At 60.6% G+C, this 18007-nt stretch carries 13 protein-coding genes; all 13 read right to left on the bottom strand.

From position 1 onward, the window contains the following. Window positions 1–6 precede the first annotated feature (6 nt). Window positions 7–1461 carry an ATP-dependent nuclease gene (locus tag KDW95_RS21345; protein ID WP_255853785.1) on the bottom strand — a complete coding sequence of 485 codons (1455 nt, stop codon included), beginning with the start codon at window positions 1459–1461 and terminating at the stop codon, window positions 7–9. A 1366-nt stretch (window positions 1462–2827) separates the two neighbouring features. Next, a complete protein-coding gene (locus tag KDW95_RS21340) occupies window positions 2828–3601 on the bottom strand; it encodes a 2-keto-4-pentenoate hydratase (RefSeq protein ID WP_255853784.1) in 774 nt (257 codons plus the stop codon). Window positions 3602–3661: 60 nt separating this feature from the next. After that, entirely contained in the window at window positions 3662–5116 is a 1455-nt protein-coding gene (locus tag KDW95_RS21335; protein WP_255853783.1) for an amidase, read from the bottom strand. A gap of 49 nt (window positions 5117–5165) precedes the next feature. Beyond that, complete coding sequence (locus tag KDW95_RS21330; protein ID WP_255853782.1) at window positions 5166–6458, bottom strand: TRAP transporter large permease; 1293 nt, start codon at window positions 6456–6458, stop codon at window positions 5166–5168. Beyond that, a complete protein-coding gene (locus KDW95_RS21325) occupies window positions 6455–7123 on the bottom strand; it encodes a TRAP transporter small permease subunit (RefSeq protein ID WP_255853781.1) in 669 nt (222 codons plus the stop codon). Before KDW95_RS21325 ends, KDW95_RS21330 begins: the two co-directional genes overlap by 4 nt. Window positions 7124–7208: 85 nt before the next feature. Then, window positions 7209–8246, bottom strand: a complete 1038-nt coding sequence (locus tag KDW95_RS21320; RefSeq protein WP_255853780.1) for a TRAP transporter substrate-binding protein — start codon at window positions 8244–8246, stop codon at window positions 7209–7211. Between the two features lie 135 nt (window positions 8247–8381). Further along, window positions 8382–9587, bottom strand: coding sequence for a pyridoxal-phosphate-dependent aminotransferase family protein (locus tag KDW95_RS21315; protein WP_255853779.1), 1206 nt, complete (start codon window positions 9585–9587; stop codon window positions 8382–8384). 92 nt (window positions 9588–9679) lie between these two features. Beyond that, entirely contained in the window at window positions 9680–11158 is a 1479-nt protein-coding gene (gene hydA / locus KDW95_RS21310) for a dihydropyrimidinase (RefSeq protein ID WP_255853778.1), read from the bottom strand. Between the two features lie 483 nt (window positions 11159–11641). Continuing rightward, on the bottom strand, window positions 11642–12550 hold the full coding sequence (locus tag KDW95_RS21305; RefSeq protein ID WP_255853777.1) for a bile acid:sodium symporter: 909 nt from the start codon (window positions 12548–12550) through the stop codon (window positions 11642–11644). Window positions 12551–13932: 1382 nt separating this feature from the next. Then, a complete protein-coding gene (locus KDW95_RS21300; protein WP_255853776.1) occupies window positions 13933–14664 on the bottom strand; it encodes a maleate cis-trans isomerase family protein in 732 nt (243 codons plus the stop codon). A gap of 84 nt (window positions 14665–14748) precedes the next feature. Beyond that, complete coding sequence (locus tag KDW95_RS21295; RefSeq protein ID WP_255853775.1) at window positions 14749–16029, bottom strand: TRAP transporter large permease; 1281 nt, start codon at window positions 16027–16029, stop codon at window positions 14749–14751. Then, window positions 16029–16571 (bottom strand): TRAP transporter small permease, encoded by a 543-nt coding sequence (locus KDW95_RS21290; protein ID WP_255853774.1) that lies wholly within the window; start codon window positions 16569–16571, stop codon window positions 16029–16031. Before KDW95_RS21290 ends, KDW95_RS21295 begins: the two co-directional genes overlap by 1 nt. Continuing rightward, window positions 16571–17602 (bottom strand): TRAP transporter substrate-binding protein, encoded by a 1032-nt coding sequence (locus tag KDW95_RS21285; protein WP_255853773.1) that lies wholly within the window; start codon window positions 17600–17602, stop codon window positions 16571–16573. The genes KDW95_RS21290 and KDW95_RS21285 overlap by 1 nt, the downstream gene beginning before the upstream one ends. Between the last annotated feature and the right edge of the window lie 405 nt (window positions 17603–18007).

The raw sequence follows: 18007 nt of genomic DNA, 5'->3' as shown, positions 1-18007 counted from the left end.
TGCGGGTCAAGCGCTTGACCTGACTACATCTACCAGTTCTTCAAATGACTCATTGCCGAGATCATCGAGATAGCAGTTTATTGCAACTATCCTGAAGTAATCACTGTTTGAAGAAGCCTCCGCTGCCAAGCATTTAGTAAAACCATGATGGTCCGTGACGTCACGTAACTTCAATGTGTTGTCAACATCCATTCCAAAACTATCGCTTATCATTTTTTTAACTGATTCATTTTGGTATACCTCCTTCTCAGGCGGCATTGTTCCAGGAAATGAATATAGCTTTTCCTTAACACTGGAGCCTTTGTCTGCATCACGAACCGCTAGGCTTTGCTTTTCAATTTTATCCATTAGCTTAACCGCATTACGAACAGCTTTTGTATCACCAACGGGCTCGATATTAATTGCGTTTAATAGTGATTTATCAATTCGCCGAATCATTTCGGTTAGTAGAAGAGCTGCAAAATCATCCTCTACAAAAATAATCAACTCCTTCTTCTCGCCCAATGAAAGCATGGCCCGAGCCCTAGTTGAGGACAACCCTTCAAAGCTACTAACGCCATTGTGCTCGCGTAATAGCATCAATCTAGCGTCCGATGGCATTGCTTTCAGCATCCTATCGGAATGCGTAGTAAATACGATCTGGTGGTGCTTCCGATTGCAGACATCAATAAGATACTTTGCAAGCTCATATTCTGCATGCTCATGCAGTGATGTTTCTGGCTCCTCTATCACAAACAGACTATTGTCAGGTGCTCTCTCAAGCAGGTCTACCATATAGAAATTTCGTCCTTCACCGAATCCCATGTTGTTTTCTGAGTAATTTGCGCCAAAGCGAGATGCTATCCCTAGTTCGGCCTTATTCTTTCCATGCCTGATTCCTTGGAAATGCAATTTGTCATATTGCTGTCCCAATATACGACCAACTTTTATTTTTGTCTCATCTGGTATGTCCCGTTGCTCTGTAAGGGCAAATGAGTTTCCCCTGTAAATGCTTAAGTCTTTACGTTCAACTTTTGGTATATATACGGTAAATCCAATATAAAAACATTTCCTATGTGGTTGACGCTTATAGCCACTCCATTCCTTCTCGTTTCGCTTTACAGTTAGCTCCTGAGGTGAATCTTTATCATCAGTCTCATAGTGAAATATTACGTTTGCATCTACTTTAAATGGGTTTGGGTCTGCAGCTGAGGCAGGAAAGAAGTCTCTCACGTAGTATCTTTTGTAACCCTTCTCAACTTCGTCCGGCTTTTTATAGCCACTTAGGCATATTTGACCAATTGTACTTTTGCCGGCTCCATTTAGACCTGATATTGCAAGAATGGGATAAGTCATCTCTATTTCGAGGCCTTCTATTCCACGAAATCCATTGACTGTGATTTTCCTAATGGTTTCTCCAAAATTGGCATATCTATTGTCGAGGGAATATTTTTCCGCCAGCTGTTTTCTTGGATCAACCATTAATATTATCTCCGAATTCTGTCATGTAACATTTATATCGTAGCCTCAGAGGCTGTTTTACCCGAGGTCACTATTCCCTGATGATTTTTCGTCCAACCCGGGCGAAAAGTCAGCTAGCATCAGCCCGCAAGACCAGTTTCCCAATCGAGCTCAATCCGACAAAACGATCACCAAGCCTCATATCCACGTTTTTACACCATACTGCAACCAACTGATTTTAAAGCAGTATCAGCGCACCTTAGGCCACTTACCAAAATATCGGCCTGCAAAGCCGTTTATCCGGCCAGATCGGCCGAAAGCGCCTGAAAACAACGCTACCGCCCTACCAACGACGGCATGCCAGCTGCGCTATGGCGCAGGCTGCATCAGAGGAAACAGGGGAATTGAGGAATGAGGGCAGAAATTCACCCAGCCTGGCTTCCGATGCTCAGCTGACGATTTGCTTTATTGACCAGGCACCAATACTCCATGAGTGCCCAAGGCATAATGCCCAAAGCTGGGGCAAGTTGGAAGAGGCAAGGGAAAAGGTTAAACAACATCAGCGATGCTGAGTTCAGTCCAACGGCGTAACTGGCACTCCGGCATTGAGGCGGCCGGATATCAAGAGGCTCAGTACTACCACCAATACATCAGAACGGTTCTTGTTATCCCCCTATGAAGCCGGCGAGCACTGGGGTCATTTGGCGAGTTGGCCCGAAGGGGTGAGACAGGGACTGTCGAGCCGCAGATTAGGCACAGGATGTGCCGTTAGCTGCGCCCGCCAAATGATCTCAGAGCACAGCAAGGAGGCTTCTTTGGGGCGCGCTTCCTTTGCCCACTTTCCTTGTCGCGTAACAAGGAAAGTGGGTCGCCGAGAGGCGAAATACAGACTCGGAAAATTCCGCAGAAGCTTGGGCGGTGGTACGAACCTAGAATGATTTCACCTCTCCACGTATAGCAGCTATTTGCTATGGCGGCGTCCCGCCGCTCGGTGCCCATTACCACCAAGACATCAGAACGGCCACGCTCCCCCTTATGAAGCCTGCGAGCACTGGGGTCATTTTTCGAATTGGCCCGAAGGGGCGAGACAGGGACTGTCGAGCCGCAGATTAAGGACATGGATGTCCCGCTCTTCACCTTGACGGAAGTAGCGCCCGCTAAATGGTCTCAGAGCGCAGCGAACAGGCTTCACCGGGGCGCATTCTTTGAGGTAAAGAGCCTTGGTTACTTTCTTTGCGCGCGCAAAGAAAGTAACGCGCCAGCAAGGCGCAAAACATAACCCCAGACAACCACCGCACCACAGGTTTCTGCAGTCCTATCCAGTAACGAGCTCTACTCTCAAGCTTTACGTGATTAAAAACTATACAGTCAAACTAACCACCGAACATCAAAGCGGAAAACCCACCCTCGCCTCCCCCACGCCCTCAAACCTTCCCACCACCTCGGCTCCCGGCTCTACAAACTGCATTCCCGTCCAGGTGCCGGTTGTCACCAGGTCACCCTGCTTCAGACCGCCGTTGCGCCCGGTCAGGTGGTTTGCCGTCCAGTGCACTAGGTGCATCGGATCACCCACCGAATGGGCGCCCTGGCCCCGCACCAGCACCTTGCCATCGACGATCAGCTCACCGGCAAGCGTTGCCGGGTCCAGAGCGCGCCAGTCCTGCACGCCATTGCCGACGATCAGTGCGGCATTGATCTGGTTGTCCGCCAGCTTCCACAGCTCGGCACAGGTTTTCCAGGCTTTCAGGCGGGTATCCACCACCTCGATCACCACGTACACGCCTTCCACGGCGGCGGCCACTTCATCCACGCTGTAGGGCTGTGCCCGGGGCGGCAGGTCCTGGCTGAAGCGGTACGCCAGCTCCACCTCGATACCGATCATGTGCAGTTTTTCGGCCGGGACAAGGGTGGGCGAATCGCTGACTACCGACTCGAAGATAGGCGCGGCATAGGGCTCGGTGTCCAGGTTCGGGGCGCCGACCTTCCAGGTCCTGACCGGCGCACCGCAGCGGGCAGCGGCAACGATGGCCTGGATGGCGTAGGCATCGGCCTTGCTTTGGGGTTCCAGCGCCGGCGGCAGGTCTTCGATCTGCTGGCCGCTGCGGTAGGCCTGCAGAAAGAGCTCGGCGGCCTGTTCGACCTGGGTTTGGGTGAGTGACATATAAAAATCCTGTAAATAAAGGTGCAAGGAACAAGGTTAAAGGGAAAGCCCAAAAATCGGCTACGCCGGCCAGCGGGGCGCGCCGCGTTCAGCCAGGGCGCGGGCCTCGTAGGCTTCAGCCAGGTCGAGCAGATCCCGGTCGCTGCCATACGAGCCCACCAGCTGGAAGCCGATGGGCAGGCCGCTGGCCGATGGCGCACAGGGCAGGTTGATGGCCGGGTGGCCGCAGGTATTGACCCAGTTGGTATAGAGGGCATGGCCCCGGGGCCCGACTTCGCGGCCATCGATATGATCGGGGTACGGCGTGGCCGCGGGCCAGGGCAGTGCCGCCGCCGAGGGCGTCATGATGATATCGATGTCGCCATAGGCCGCCGTGACTTCCGCCCGGAACTGATCAACGCTTTCCAGCGCCCGCAGGTAGGCCGGCGCGCCCACCGCAGCCCCCGCAGCCGCCATCTGCACAAAGCGCTCGGAGACCAGCTCTGCGGCCTGTGGATAAGTTTCAAACAGGGAGGCCACCCCCACCTGCCCCAGTACCGGCCAGAAGCTGTTGACGAAATCCAGGCTGAACGGCAGCGGCCCCTCCGTCACGCTATGGCCCAGGCCGCGCAGGGTTTCGCAGGCACCCGCCACGCTGGCGTCGATCTCCCGGTCCAGCGCATTACCCCCAAAATCCTTCACGTAAAGAATACGCAGCGGCTTTTGCATCCCGGCCCCGGCGGTTGCACCTTGGCCTGCGGCCTGGGCAGCCCCCAGCGACCTGCGGTCCCGGCCATCGGGCCCGGCGATCAGGTCGAACAGCAGCCTGGCATCGGCCACGCTGCGGGCGATGGGGCCTATGACCTCGAAATCCAGCAGGATCGGCGGCAGGCCGTCGCAGCGTGCCACTGCACCGATGGAGGGCTTGAGCCCTACCAGCCCGGTGTGCGATGCCGGCCGGCGAATGGAACCGCCGCCGTCGGTGCCGATGGCCAGCGGGCCCATGCCTGCGGCCACCGCCGCCACGGCGCCACCGCTGGAGCCCCCCGGGGTCAGTTCCGGGTTCCAGGGGTTGCGCGTCACGCCGAACAGCGGGTTGTCGGTGTAGCCCTCCAGGGTGAACTCCGGCACGTTGGTCTTGCCGAGGATCAGCATGCCGGCGCTGCGCATGCGCGCCACCGGCAGCTCGTCGACCCTGGGTACATGGTCCGCCAGCAGCCTGGAGCCCCAGCAGCAGGCCAGGTCCCGCACCTGGATATTGTCCTTCACCGTTACCGGCACGCCATCCAGCGCACTCAAAGGCTCTCCCGCTGCCCAGCGGGCGCTGCTGGCCCTGGCATCGGCCTGTACCTGCGGGTTGGCCGTGACGATGGCATTGAGCCGCGGGTTAAGCGCCGCGATGCGCTGCTCGATCGCCGCCAGTACCTGCAGCGGCGTCAGCGCGCCCCTGGCGTAGGCGGCACTGAGTGCCGCCGCACCCAGGCTGCAGATATCGGCGCTGTCGGGCGCGGCGCTCTGTTCAGGCTGTCCTGCCATGGGTCTCTCCTGTGAGTGGTGTAAAACGGGTTCGGTCATTGCCGCGCAATCAGTGCATCAGCTCGGGCAGCCAGAGCGCGATCTGCGGGAAGATCATCAGCGCCACGGTAAAGGCCAGCATCATCAGCATATAGGGTAATACACCCCACATGACTTCCTGAATGTTGCCGCCATCCTTGCGCACACTCTGCACCACGAAGAGGTTCATGCCCACCGGCGGCGTGATCATGCCCAGTTCGCACATCAGCACGATAAAGACACCGAACCAGATCGGGTCTACACCCATGGCCATCATGATGGGATAGGTAATGGGAATGGTCACCACCTGCATGGACAGTACATCCATAAACATGCCCAGGCACAGGTAGAACAGGATCAGTACCAGCAGCAGCCCGGTGGTGGACAACCCGAAGGAGACGACCCAGGCGGTGAGATCATCCACCACACCGGTCAGGCTGATGGTGAGGTTAAGGATAAAGGCGGCGGTGATGATCAGCAGGATCATGCCGGTGATGCGTGCCGTCTGCACGAAGCAGTTCTTGAAAAACTCCAGGTTCAGCCGGCCGGAACGCCAGCCGAAGAACAGGGCCGCCATCACGCCCAGCGCCGCCGATTCCGTGGCCGTGGCGATCCCCAGGTAGATGCTGCCCATAACGATGCCGAAGATCACCGTCGGCGGAATCAGGTTGAGCGACAGGCGCAGCTTGTCCCGCAGCGAAACGGTTTCCTCGCGCTTGCCGTCGGGCCCCCAGTTGGTCACGGCGATATAGCCCATGAACAGCAGGCTCAGCAGAATGCCCGGCACCAGGCCCGCCATAAACAGCTTGCCGATGGAGTTGTTGGTCAGGGAGCCGTAGATCAGCATGTTGACACTCGGCGGGATCAGGATGCCCAGGGTGCCGCCGGCGGCCAGGCTGCCCAGCGCCTGTTTCATGGAGTACTTGCGTTCTTCCAGCGTCGGCAGTGCCACGGTACCGATGGTCGCGGCGGTGGCCACCGAGGAGCCCGAGGTGGCGGCAAAGAGCGCGCAGCAGCCGATATTGGTGTGCACCAGCCCGCCGGGCAGGCGCCCCAGCCAGGCCGCCATGGCCACGTACATGCGATCGGCGATGCCGCTGCGCAGCATCAGCTCCCCCAGCAGCACGAACAGCGGAATGGCGGTCAGGATATTCTCGTTGTGCACACTCCAGACCACCGCGCCGGTGGACTCCAGAAAGGGCCAGCCGAAGGCGATGCCGCCACCGATCATGCCCACCAGCGCCATGGTAACGGCAATGGGCAAGCCCAGCAGCAGCAGGCCCAGCATGGCGGAAAAACTCAGAAATACGATGGATATACTCATTTTGCGGCCCCCGCAGTGCCTGTTACGCCCGCTGTCTTGAGCGGGGCTTGCGTCCGGTTTTGCGCCGACGCAGCGTCCCTGGCCTCATGTCGGGATTCATCCGGCGCCTGAGAGCGGTGTTCAAAATCTTCCAGCTCTTCCTTCACCTCCTCGGACACACCCTTGGGGTGGAACTCGGTATTGAGAGTGTCGTGGTTACCGCTGAACAGCAGCCAGGTGGCGCGCAGGGCAAAGCCCGCGGACACCAGGGCAAAGGTTGCGATGCTGGCAAACCAGACGCCCTGTGGATAAATCAGCGGGGTGGCCCAGGGCGTGGCGGCGGTGCTGCCGTAGTCCCTGGTTTCGCCGATGACCTTGAAGGTGGTCCAGCACAGGGTGGCGGCAAAGGCCGCCATCAGCACCGCCGACAGCCAGTTGAGGCCGGTCTGCATCTTCCTTGGCAGCAGCTCGTGGAACAGGTCAATTCGAATATGGGTACGGCCCAGCAGCGCCAGCGAGAACGCCAGGGTGCCGCCCACGGCCAGGGCATAGCCGCCCAGTTCATCGGCGCCCTGCAGGGACATGCTGAAAAATTTGCGCAGAACCGTTTCGGCCGAGACCAGCACGGACAGCAGCAGGAAAACTGCGCCGAAAATCATGCTGGCGATCGTCTCTATACGTTTCATCAAGACACCTCACTCTGGTCGTGAAAAAACAGGCCGGGGTGATCCTCCTGGCGGAGAAACGGCCCCCGGCCCGCGCACTCCGGCGTTACAGTCCTACGGACTCGCCGAGTACTTTTTTCCAGTCAGCCGAGCACTGCGGATTTGTCTTGTCGCAGACTTCGGACCAGGTCGGGTAGGAAACTTCCTTCACGCCGTTGCGCAGCAATGCCATGTCGCTGTCGCTCACCGGCACCTCGGTCAGGGTGAAGCTGGTTCCGGTGTTGCACGGCGTGGCGCCCACGTTGCAGCGCCCGGCATCATCGAACAGCTCTTCGGAATAGGCCCAGATATCATCCACCAGGGTATCGAAGGCGCCCTGTAGCGTTTGCTGTTGCTCAGGCGTGAACTTGTTCCAGGTGTCCAGGTTGATACCGTAGCCATTGAGCGCCATCTGGAAGGCCAGCGGCAGCACGTGAGTGGTCACTTCCGGCCAGCCGGCGGAGTTGGCGGAACTCGGGCCCGTGATGGCACAGTCCACCACGCCCAGCGCCAGGCTCTGGTGCACATCGCCAAAGCCCAGCGGTACCGGAATGCCGCCCACGGACTCGACGAACTGCGCCAGGTTCTGGTCATAGACGCGCACCTTCAGGCCTTTCACATCGGACAGGCTGGCGATGGGGTGCTTGCAGAAGAGTACCTGGGGGCCGAAGGGCCAGACGCCCAGCAGCTTGGTGTTGAAGCGCTCCTGCAGGCGCGCATCCACCACCTTGCTGTACTTGTCGGCGACGTCGCGCCCGGCCTTGTAGTCCGGGCTCAGGCCCACCAGGTCGAGCCCCAGGATAGTGGGTTCGTCACGGGAGACTTGGGACATGCGCAGCGATACCAGGTCGAACATGCCGGACTTCAGTACCCGCAGTTCTTCCACGTCCTTGATGCCGGTGGTATCCAGCGGCTTGTAGTTCACCTCGATGGGCAGGCCGGTTTTGGCCTGCAGGGTTTCAAAGAACGGCTGCTCCTTGTTTTTCTGGATCAGGCCGGTGGCCAGGGGCTGACCCACAACCCTCAGCTTTACCGCCTCTTGCGCCATCGCCGGCGCGCCAGCGATACAGGCACCCAGTACTGCGGCCAGTAGTGTTTTTTTCATGACAATGACTCCTTATTTTTATAATCGAGCTGCCAGGACAACTGCCTGCAAGCTGCTCCGCGGTATGCGGTCGAGCATTTCGTCTTGAACGACGAAGGATGGACGCCGGCCGCAAGCCGCCGGCGCCCGCATTCATCAGGCGACCCGCTGCCTTGCGCAGTCCTGCCCGCCTGCGGCCACCTCGGCCAGGTAATCCAGCGCGGCCTGCACGCCGCCCTTGTTATGGCTGATGCCGGCGGCACTCAGGCCCATTTCGATGCCTCCCAGGGTGCCGATCAGGCTGAGATCGTTGAAATCTCCCAAATGGCCGATGCGGAACACCCGGTCCTGTAGCTTGTTCAGCCCGGTGCCCAGGGACATGTCGAAGTTTTCCAGAATCACCGCCCGTAGCCGGTCGGCGCTTTCGCCTTCGGGCATCAGCACGGCGGTGAGGACATTGCTGTGCTCGGAGGGCACCAGGCTCAGCACCTCCAGTCCCCAGGCTCGCACCGCACGGCGCGTGGCTTCGCTGAAGCGGGCATGGCGGGCAAAGACGTTATCCAGCCCCTCTTCCAGCAGCATGGCGATGGCTTCCTTCAGGCCGTACAGCAGGTTGGTGGCCGGTGAATAGGGGAAATAGCCCCTGGCGTTGTGCTGCAGCATCTCGTCCCAGCCCCAGTAGGAACGCGGCAGTCCCGCCTGCTTCGAAGCCTGCAGCGCCCTGGCGCTGATGCTGTTGAAGCTCAGGCCCGGCGGCATCATCAGGCCTTTCTGCGAGCAGGTGATGGCCACATCCACGCCCCACTCATCGGTGCGAAAATCCACCGAGCCCAGGCCCGAAATGGTATCCACCAGCAGCAGCGCCGGGTGACCGGCGGCATCGATGGCACGACGCACCGCCGCCACATCGCTGGTCACGCCGGTGGAGGTTTCGTGATGGACCACGCAGACCGCCTTGATCTGGTGATCGCGATCTTCGCTCAGGTGGCGCTGTACCGCCGCCGGATCAACACCGTGGCGCCAGTCACCGTCGATGAACTCGGCATCGAGCCCAAGCTTTTGCGCCATGCCGTGCCACAGGGTGGCGAACTGGCCGGTTTCACACATCAGAACCCGGTCACCGGCACTCAGGGTATTCACCAGCGCGGCTTCCCAGGCCCCGGTGCCGGAGGCCGGGTAGATCACCACCGGGTTCTCGGTCTTGAAGATCTGTTGCATCCCGGCCAGCACCGTTTTTCCGAGCTCGGCGAATTCCGGCCCGCGGTGATCCATGGTGGGTTTGTCCATCGCCCGCAGAATGCGATCGGGCACATTGCTGGGCCCTGGAATCTGCAAAAAATGGCGGCCACTTCGGTAAGTCATTCGCGTTCTCCTTGTTGTTATAAAAGGTGCGGGCAAGGCCGCGCACCGGCGTGCTCAATGACAGTTGCTGAATGAGTTCGGTTTTGAACGCGCTAGCGCACCCGCGGCCTGGCCATTTCGGGCTTGCCGCAGGGCAGGAAGCGGCCGCGGCCCCTGGCCTGGCTCGGGGCACCGTTGCCCCAGACCACCTCGCCCCGGGACAGGGTGGTTTCGGGCCAGCCGGTGACCTGCATGCCCTCGTAGGGGGTGTAATCCACATCGTGATGCAGCTGCGCGTTGGTAATGGTGACTTCACGCTGCGCATCCCAGATCACCAGGTCGGCGTCGGCCCCCACGGCGATGCTGCCTTTTTGCGGGTAGAGGCCGTACAGCTTGGCCGGGTTGGTGGCGGTGAGCTCGACAAAGCGGTTGATGCTGATGCGGCCCTTGCCCACACCTTCGGAAAACAGCAGCGGCAGGCGCGTTTCCAGCCCCGGAATGCCGTTGGGGATATAGTGGAAGTCCACTTCCTTGCCGCCGGGCTTTTTGCCCAGCGGGTCCTCGTAGTTGAAGGGCGCGTGGTCGGACGAGAAGATGGTGAACAGGCCATCGCTGAGACCATCCCAGATCACCTGCTGGTTGGCCTCGTCCCGTGGCGGCGGGCTGCAGACGCACTTGGCCCCCTCGTAACCGTCGATGCCCAGATCCTCGGCGGTGAGGAACAGGTACTGCGGGCAGGTTTCGGCGAACACGCTCAACCCCTGGCCCCGCGCCCAGCGGATCTGCTCCACCGCCTCGCGCCCCGACACATGGACGATCAGGATCGGCACATCCACCAGCTCCGCGTAGGCGATAACCCGGTGGGTCGCTTCGCGCTCCACCAGCATGGGGCGGGCGGCGGCGTGGTAGCGCGGCTCGGTATGGCCCGCATCCAGCAGGCGCTTGGTGAGCCAGCCGATGCAGTCGGAATTTTCGGCGTGGATCATGGCCATGGCGCCTTCGTTGCGGGCCACGCTGAGCACGTCCAGGATCTGGCCGTCATCGAGCTTGAGGTCGTCGTAGGTCATGTAAATCTTGAACGAGGTGCAGCCCTCGCGGATCAGCTGGGGCAGTTCGTCCTTGAGCACCGTTTCAGTGGGGTCGGTCACGATCAGGTGAAAGGCGTAATCCACCAGCGCCTTGCCCTCGGCACGGCGGTGATAGTCCTCTACCGCGGCGCGCAGCGACTGGCCCTTTTCCTGGGCGGCGAAGGGAATCAGGGTGGTGGTGCCGCCACAGGCGGCGGAGCGGGTGCCACTGGCAAAGTCATCCGCCATCTTCATGCCCTCGGGCATGGGCTGGTCCAGGTGGCAGTGGGCATCCACCCCACCCGGCAGCACCAGCTTGCCGCTGGCGTCGATCTCTTCGCGGCCGGCACCGAGGTTTTCCCCCAGGGCCACGATGCGCCCGTCGCGGATACCGATATCGCAATGGGAGCTATCGGCGGCGGTCACCACCTGGCCGTTGCGAATCACCAGGTCGAACAGGGCCTGGGCGTCAGGTTGGGAGGGGGTTTGGGGCTGCGCCAGGGAAGGCGACGACAGATCAGACATGGTGATTCCTCTCTTGAAAGCGGCTGCCCGGCTCGCCTCTGTGATTAACAACCAGAGGCTCTGCGGCCAGCTCCGCTTCCCGTTCGTTAAGCGTTAAACCATCCTACTCCCGATATAATTATGAATGCAATATATTTTATTTCGCATAAAGGTAGCGTTAACATCAATGTTAACTTACTGATTCAGCTATATATTTAGATGATAAAAGGAATAAATCGAACTGCATCAACAGGAAAAAATTTGGATGCGGTCGGCAAAAGACAGGGGCAAGGGACGGGAAACAAGGGGCAAGGAGAGAAAGGAGCAAGGGGCAAGGGGCAAGGGAAAGCCAGGCACAACTCACGACTCACGACTCACGATTTACGAATCACAAATCACGAATCACGAATCACGACTCACAAATCACGACTCACAAATCACGAACAACCCGCAGACAGGAGATGGCACTCGATGAAAGGCGCCGGCGCTGCGCACCTGTCGAAATCAGCGCCGCAACCGCGGCGCCAGCAGGGAGTCGAACAGCAACTGCAGCAAGTGGAACAGGATACAGCTGATCACCGCCACGCCGGTCGGTGCCCCCAGCCCCACCAGCACGCTGACCGCCACCGGCAGGGTCTTTTGCGAGGCCGTGAGCATCAGCGCACTGCGCTCCCCCGCCTCCAGGTGCAGCAGCCGCGCCGCCAGCATGCCCAGCAGCAACAGCAACCCGTGCAGCACAAAGGCCAGCACGGCGATGCCCGCCAGCGCCGGCAGGGCGAGCTGATACAAGGCCGCCGCGCTGGCGGACAGCGTAATCCAGACCGTGACAATCACGCTGGCGGTAGGCACCAGCCCGAGCCAGGGCGCCTCGGCCAGGGCCGTCAACAGGGGCCGCAGCAGCAGGCCCAACACAAAGGGCAGCAGCACGATTTGCAGCAGCTTGAACAGCAGCGGCCAGGGCGAGAGCTCGATGCTGCTGCCCACCAGGGTGCTGAGCAGCAGCGGAATCGTCAGGATGCCGAGGAAACTCAGACCCAGGGTCAGGAACAGCGCCCAGACCGCCTTGCCGCCGGCCACCCGGGTCAGCACGATGCAGGACGACAGGGTCGGCGGCACCAGCGCCATGACCAGCAGCCCCAGCCCGAGGCTGGCATCCACCCCGCTGACCCGCACGATCAGCCAGCCCAGCAGCGGCGACAGCAGCAGGCTGATCAGGGCCGCCGCCACGAAGGTGGCACCAAAGCGCGGCTCGAGCCTGAGGCCCGAGAGGCGGGTCTGCATGCCGTTGATCAGGAAGATCAGTGCCACCAGCAGCGCCGGCAGGCCCAGCTGATTCAGCGCCTCCCCAGGGCCCGGCAGCAACAGAGCCGCCCCTATGGCCAGGCACAATCCCAGCGGCAGAAACCACACCATGACTACACTCCTTTGCACCACTGGATGGAAAATACCAAACGGGCAGCGTTCATGAATAACAACGGCGAAGTGTAAGGCGGTGCAATCCACCATGGAAGTATCCAGGATGCGAAACCGGTGATGGGTTACGCGGCGTGCCGGCCTCGCCGTATCCGTTTACTTTCCAACAAGTTACACCGCTCCACCCATCCTGCCCATATGCACAGCCGTAGGATGGGTGGAACCGCCCTGCCTCTTTACTGGCCGGCCGGCACAGAGGCATGCGGCGGTGTAACCCATCATCGATACTACCAGCCAGCACCTGCCATCCTGAAACCTGATGGGTTTCGTGGCGTACAGGCCTCACGGTATCCGTTTAATTCCATAAAGCCACGCCACTGCACCCATCCTACTTGTCTACCTGTCTACCTATCTGAACCGAGCTCCGTAGGATGGGTGCAACCGCCCTGCCTCTTGCCTGACAACCCGGCACCGAGGCATACGGCGGTGTAACCCATCATCGATGCTACCAGCCAGCACCTGCCATCCTGAAACCTGATGGGTTTCGTGGCGTACAGGCCTCACGGTATCCGTTTAATTCCATAAAGCCACGCCACTGCACCCATCCTACTTGTCTACCTGTCTACCTATCTGAACCGAGCTCCGTAGGATGGGTGCAACCGCCCTGCCTCTTGCCTGACAACCCGGCACCGAGGCATACGGCGGTGTAACCCATCATCGATGCTACCAGCCAGCACCTGCCATCCTGAAACCTGATGGGTTTCGTGGCGTACAGGCCTCACGGTATCCGTTTAATTCCATAAAGCCACGCCACTGCACCCATCCTACTTGTCTACCTGTCTACCTATCTGAACCGAGCTCCGTAGGATGGGTGCAACCGCCCTGCCTCTTGCCTGACAACCCGGCACCGAGGCATACGGCGGTGTAACCCATCATCGATGCTACCAGCCAGCACCTGCCATCCTGAAACCTGATGGGTTTCGTGGCGTACAGGCCTCGCGGTATCCGTTTAATTCCATAAAGCCACGCCACTGCACCCATCCTACTTGTCTACCTGTCTACCTATCTGAACCGAGCTCCGTAGGATGGGTGCAACCGCCCTGCCTCTTTACTGGCCGGCCGGCACAGAGGCATACGGCGGTGTAACCCATCATCGATGCTACCAGCCAGCACCTGCCATCCTGAAACCTGATGGGTTTCGTGGCGTACAGGCCTCGCGGTAGCCGTTTAATTCCATAAAGCCACGCCACTGCACCCATCCTACTTGTCTGAACCGGGCTCCGTGGGATGGGTGTCGTGGCGTACAGGCCTCGCAGTATCCGTTCGAATCCAGGCAGTTACACCGCTGCACCCATCCTGCCCATCTGCGCTGCCCCTGGTCGCTAATCCACCTCGCTGAACAGCGACCCCCAGCCCCGGATGCGCCGGGTATCGGCGCCGGCCAGCTTCATGCCCTTCCACAGGCCCGTGGCGATGCTGTCGTAAATCGGAATCTGCAGCTCCTTTTCAAGCGCAGCCGCCACCCGGGGGCCGCGCAGGTTGGTACAGAAGATGGTGATGGCATCGGGCCTTTGCTCCGCCGCCACGGCGCGCACCATCTCGGCGATGGTCTCTTCGCTGTACTCGGAGAAGGAGAAGTTGCCCTTGTCTCCCAGGTGACGCTCGGCGATGCAGTTGAAGCCCGCCTCGCGGTAGTTGTTGATGATCCGGTCCTGCACATCATCGAGGTAGGGCGTCACCAGGGCAAAGTTCTTCACCCGGGTCTTGTGGAAGATCTCGTTCAGCGCCAGCACCGAAGTGCAGGCCGGGATACCGGTTTCGCCCTGCAGCACTTCGCACAGTGCCTCGTCATCCCCAAAGCCGCGCCAGCCCGACGAGGTGCCACTCCAGGTGATGGACTGCACCCGCGCATCGGCCAGCAGGCGGGCGGACTGCACAAAGGGCGCGTTGTCGAACTGGCTCAGGGCCTGGTCGCGCAGCGATATCTCGGTCACCTTGAGGCGGCCAAAGTGGGCGCTGACATCCGGCACCCCGTGCAGCATCTCGGCGGTCAGGGGCTCCAGCACAGTGTTGGACGAGGGCGTCAGCACGCCCAGCAAGGTACGTTGGTTCATCGTTGTTATCCTTCTTCTTTATATGGCAAGCCTGCAAAGCGCCCGCGGGCGCTGCGGGACCCGTGTTATTACGCAGCCACAGGGTTAGTAGCCCAGCGCCCTGGGCAGCGCGGTGACGATACCGGGGAAGATCCAGCACAGCGCCAGCACCAGGTACTGCAGCACTATGAAGGGCCAGACCGATTTCAGCAGTTCGCCGATGGAGATCTTGGAAATACCGCACATCACGAACAGCAGCACGCCCACCGGCGGCGTCATCATGCCCACCACCAGGTTCATCACGAACAGGAAGCCGAAATAGAGCGGGTCTATGCCGTAGGCCAGCGCTATGGGGGCAAACAGCGGCGCCAGCATGATGTAGGCCGCATTCGACTCCAGGAACATCCCCACGATCAGCAGCATGCCCATCACCAGCGCCAGGAACACCATCGGATCGGCGGTGAAGCCCTGGATAAACTGCGACAGGTGCAGCGGCAACAGGTCCAGCGTGAAGACGAAGGTCACCGGCTTGGCGAAGGCGATCAGTGCGCCCACCACCGCCGAGGTCAGGGCGGCGCGGTACATGCAGCCTGGAATGGCGGCGATCTTCAGCTTGCGGGTGACGAACAGGCCCACCAGCAGCGAGTAGATCACGGCGATGGCCGCGCCCTCGGTGGCGGTGAAAACCCCGCCGACGATACCGCCGATCACCAGCACCGGCATCAGCAGAATCACCCCGGCACGGCGGCACTGCAGCAATACATTGCGCCAGCAGAACGGCTCGCCGGTGGGCTCATAGCCGCTGCGGTACGACATCCAGGTCGCCAGGCCCATCATGCCGACGGTCAGCAGAATGCCCGGCACCACGCCCGCCATAAAGAGCCCGCCCACCGACACACTGGAGCCGGCCATCAGTGCATAGACGATCATGGCCGCGCTGGGCGGAATAATCGGCCCCAGGTTGGACGCCGACGCCACCACCGCCGAACCAAAGCCGTTGTCGTAGTGCCTGCGCAGGGAGGGCATCATGGTGGTGCCCAGCGCACTGGCACCCGCCACGGCCGCGCCGGTCACCGAAGCAAGACCCAGCCCGGACAGGATGGTGACATGGGCGAGCCCCCCCTGCACCCGGCCCACCACCGCATTGGCGAAGTCGATCACGCGCTGCATGATCTGGCCGCCCACCATGAACTCGCCAGCCAGCATGAACAGCGGAATGGCCATCAGCGGAAAGGAATCCACCGCGTGCATCATGCTTTGCGGCATCAGTGCCAGGTCGATATCACCGAACACGAAGGCGCCGAGCGCCGAAAAGCCCAGCGCAAAGGCCAACGGCATGCCCAGCAGCGCCAGCACAAAGAAAATCCCAATGGAGACCAGAACCATTATTCCTCCCCCCAGGCATCGGTGCCCTGCCAGACCAGGAACGCCAGGTGCAAAAAGGCGTGGGCCATGGAGACAATCACCGCTATATAAAAGGCCGATACGCTGAGTTCGACCGTGGGCATCATTTCTCCCCAGGCCTCCCGGGCCACCAGCACCCCCTGCCACATCACCAGCAGCATAAGCCCGCCGCTGAGCGCCAGCATCAGCCGCATCAGGCTCTCTCGCACAGCGGAGCCAAACCGGTTGATCAGGATATCGATACCCACGTGAATGCCTTTCCTGACACCGTGGGGCAAGGCCAGAAAGATCGACCAGACAAACGCCAGGCGCGACATTTCATCGGCCCAGTCCAGCGAGTCGCCAAAGAAATAACGCAGTACCACCTGCGCCGTCACCAAACCGGTCATCAGGGTCATCGCCAGGGCGATCAGCCCGTACGAGAGCCCGTCCGCGGCCTTGAGCATCTGCACATAGCGCCGAACCAGCGGGGAGGCCGCACTGGCCTCCGCCGCCGGGGCGCCCTCAAGCACCCGTTCGCTCATTACTGCACTTCCGCCAGTACCGCATCGATCACGTCGCTGCCGATGCGCTCTTTCAGCGCCTCGATCACCGGCGCGGTGCGCTCGCGCATCTGCTGGCGCAGCTCGGGGGACACGGCGACCAGTTCCATCTTGGCCGCAACCAGCTTGTCCTTCGCGGCGGTGTCTTCATCCGCTGCCCTGGCGCGCTGCCAGGCCACGGCTTCGCCCATGGCTTCACGCAGCGCCTGCTGCTCGGTGGGCTCGAGCTTGTCGAACTTGCGCTTATTGGCCACCACGACAATGAAATCGAAGAAATGCGAGGTGTCGGTCAGGTAGGTCTGCACCTCGTTGAACTTCTGGGTTTCGATCACGCTGTAGGGGTTTTCCTGGCCATCGATCACGCCCTGCTGCAGCGCCGAATAGACCTCGTTGATGCCCATCGACACCGGGCTCGCGCCCAGGGCGCGGAAGGTGGCGAGGTGGGTTTCGTTGGGCTGCAGTCGAATCTTCAGGCCGTCAAAATCCGCCAGGGAGCGGATCGGATGCTGGCTGTTGGTGACCTGACGCGATCCCAGCTCCATAAAGCCCAGGGCAACAAAGCCCTTGTCCGCCAGCTTTTCGTTCAGCAGATCCCCCACCGGACCATCGACGATCTTGAAGGCCTCGTCACGGTTGGCATAGACAAAGGGCAGGCTCACGGCTTCCAGTTCCGGCACGATGCGGGACAGGTAGGAGGCCCCCACCCAGGTCATTTCCAGCACGCCGGAGCGCACCTGGTCGATATTTTCCTTGGCGCCGCCCAACTGCATGGCCGGAAAAACATCCACCGTCAGCGCGCCGCCGGACAGCTCCGGCAGGCGCTGCTTGAACTGCTCCATCGCCACGCTGCTGGAATGGGTTGTGGCAAAGTTGCCCGCCAGGCGCAGGTTTGTCTCTGCCATGGCAGCGCCCGAAAACAGGCTCGCCGCCAGCGCGGTGGCCAGGGTCGTGCGGACACAGGTCCGTGCCAGGGTATCCAGTCGGGATGAAGTCTTGTTGTTGTTTCGCATCATGTTTCCTCTTGGTTTCCAGCATATCGCCGCCGAGTACACAGACCCGCCCCCTTGGCTTGCTGGGCCCGGGACTGGCCGCTGTACTCGGCAGTCAGTTGTGTAAATATAATTATGAATTTCTAATTATGAACAATATATACACCAGCAACTTTGGGATGACAACCCGCCAGAACTTTTGCACCCCCGTGCCATTAGCCAGTCGCTTGCCCCGCTGCGACGAAGCACGCAACATCCGTGCCCGTGCCCTTGCCCTTGCCCTTGCCCTTGCCCTTGCCCTTGCCCTTGCCCTTGCCCTTGCCCTCGCCCCTCGCCTCGCCTCGCCTCGCCCCTCGCCTCGCCCCTCGCCTCGCCCCTCGCCCCTTGCCCCCTTGCCCCTTGCCCCTCGCCCCTTGCCCCTCGCCCCTC

Origin of the sequence: Marinobacterium rhizophilum (genome assembly GCF_024397915.1) — a bacterium.
GTDB classification, from domain to species: Bacteria; Pseudomonadota; Gammaproteobacteria; order Pseudomonadales; family Balneatricaceae; genus Marinobacterium_A; species Marinobacterium_A rhizophilum_A.
This window is presented reverse-complemented; position numbering and strand designations above follow the sequence as displayed.